We start from the raw sequence: 1,980 nt of genomic DNA on the forward strand, positions 1-1,980 counted from the left end.
TTACTTATCCATTCTTGAGTAAGCCAGTTTTTAAGGAATTTTTATGGCTGTTCATGTCGGTATCATCGATCAAGACCCGATTCGTTTAGTAACTCCGTTACTGGATGACCGCACGACGAGTACTCATATCGTCTTCATCGGGGATAAAACTCAAGAAACTATGTACCTTCGACTGCATTCGGTGTTAGCAAAAAGAGACATCACCAGTGAGTTTTTTCAAATTCCGACGGCGGCTAACACTTCCCTTATCAAACAAGCGATCGAAATTCTTGCCCAAGATTTGAAAGCACGTGGTGAAGAAGTCAAACTCAACGCCAGCTGTGGCCTAAGACACCGCCTACTCTCGGTTTATGAAGTATTCAGAACTTACCACTGGCCGATTTTTGTCGTAGAACCAAACAGTGACAAACTTTGTTGGTTATACCCTAACGACAGAGAAGATGCGCAAGTTCAAGACAACATCACCATCTCTGATTACTTAACGGTATTTGGTGCTCGTGGCGAGTTCAGTAGCTACGAAGTACCACCACAACTCGATGAAAAGCTATATACCTTAGGTGAACGCTGGGCAAGTAATGCTTTGGAGCTTGGTCCTGGGTTAGCAACACTTAACTACCTTGCGACTACTTGTAGAAAAGAACAGAAGCTAGATGTTGAACTGTCTGAAAAACAGCAAGGCTACCGTGAATTAAACATGCTAATTTCAGATTTAGTTGAAGTTCAAATCGCGAGTTACGACAACGGAATACTTACCTTTGCTAACGAAGACGCACGCCGATTTTCAAATGGTGAATGGCTAGAGACACTGGTTCATAGCACAGTTAAACAGATCCAAGACGATTTACCGACGATACAAGACCGCTCATTGAACGTACAAGTTTACCGTCAACTTGGTGAACGTGAAGTTCGTAACGAGCTAGATGTGGCCTCAGTAGTAAATAACAAACTGCATATCATTGAGTGTAAGACCAAAGGCATGCGTGATGATGGTGATGACACTCTATACAAACTAGAGTCACTGCGTGACCTACTAGGTGGCTTACAAGCCCGTGCAATGTTGGTGAGCTTCCGCCCTCTTCGTCATAACGATATTACTCGTGCTGAAGATCTTGGCCTTGCTCTGATTGGCCCTGATGAACTCAAAGATTTAAAAACTCACCTAAAGGCATGGTTTACTGCTGCTGGTGGTCAAGAGCTGTAAGTGTCAAATAGATACTCAACTCCCTAATATTGTTAGTTTCAAATAAAACAAAACGCCCGCATCAACCGATGCGGGCGTTTTTAATTCTTAGCGTTCAATATGACTAATTGAAGCTAGACGCCAACTACAGCATTTTACGTGCAGCTTCTACAACCACTTTGATTGAACGAGCTTCTGTTACTTTCAACGTCTCGTGATCAGGCGTCTCTTTCTGAGTACGGTTGATGATTACACCCGCAACACAGCCCGCTTTAAGACCAGAGCTCGCACACATAGTAAGAAGTGTTGCCGACTCCATTTCAAAGTTTAGAACGCCCATATCTTGCCATTCTTGCATAGAACCTTGGAAACGCTTAACTACACGACCAGAGAATGTATCGTAACGCTCTTGACCTGGGTAGAAAGTATCACTTGATGCAGTAACACCCATATGAACAGTAGCGCCGTCTTCTTCAACAGCTGCTTTCATTGCAGTAGCAACTTCGAAGTCGGCAACTGCTGGGAATTCCATTGGAGCAAAGTGCAGGCTTGCACCATCAAGGCGAACAGAACCTGTAGAAACAATCATATCACCCACGTTTACGTGTGGTTGAATCGCACCAGTTGTACCTACACGTAGGAAAGTACGTACACCTAGCTGCGCTAGCTCTTCAACTGCGATAGATGTAGATGGGCCACCGATACCAGTAGAACAAACCACTACAGGCTTACCGTCTAGCTCAGCGCGGTATAGCGTGTATTCACGGTGGCTTGCAAGGAACACAGGGTTTTCCATTACT

At 44.4% G+C, this 1,980-nt stretch carries 2 protein-coding genes; one reads left to right on the forward strand and one right to left on the reverse strand.

What is annotated here, in order from left to right:
* Positions 1 to 43: 43 nt before the first annotated feature.
* On the forward strand, positions 44 to 1,201 hold the full coding sequence (locus L4C33_RS21915) for a DUF1887 family protein (RefSeq protein WP_428814497.1): 1,158 nt from the start codon (positions 44 to 46) through the stop codon (positions 1,199 to 1,201).
* Positions 1,202 to 1,325: 124 nt separating this feature from the next.
* On the opposite strand, the gene udp is transcribed toward L4C33_RS21915, so the two are convergent.
* Positions 1,326 to 1,980: uridine phosphorylase (gene udp, locus L4C33_RS21920; RefSeq protein WP_428814498.1), on the reverse strand; the 655-nt coding region annotated here is incomplete at its 5' end.

It is taken from the genome of Vibrio makurazakiensis, assembly GCF_050337375.1.
In the GTDB taxonomy this organism is placed as follows: domain Bacteria; phylum Pseudomonadota; class Gammaproteobacteria; order Enterobacterales; family Vibrionaceae; genus Vibrio; species Vibrio makurazakiensis.

Bases quoted from the DNA above. Each gene is read 5' to 3' on its own strand.
- L4C33_RS21915 (WP_428814497.1), top strand. From the start codon at position 44: ATGGCTGTTCATGTCGGTATCATCGATCAAGACCCGATTCGTTTAGTA.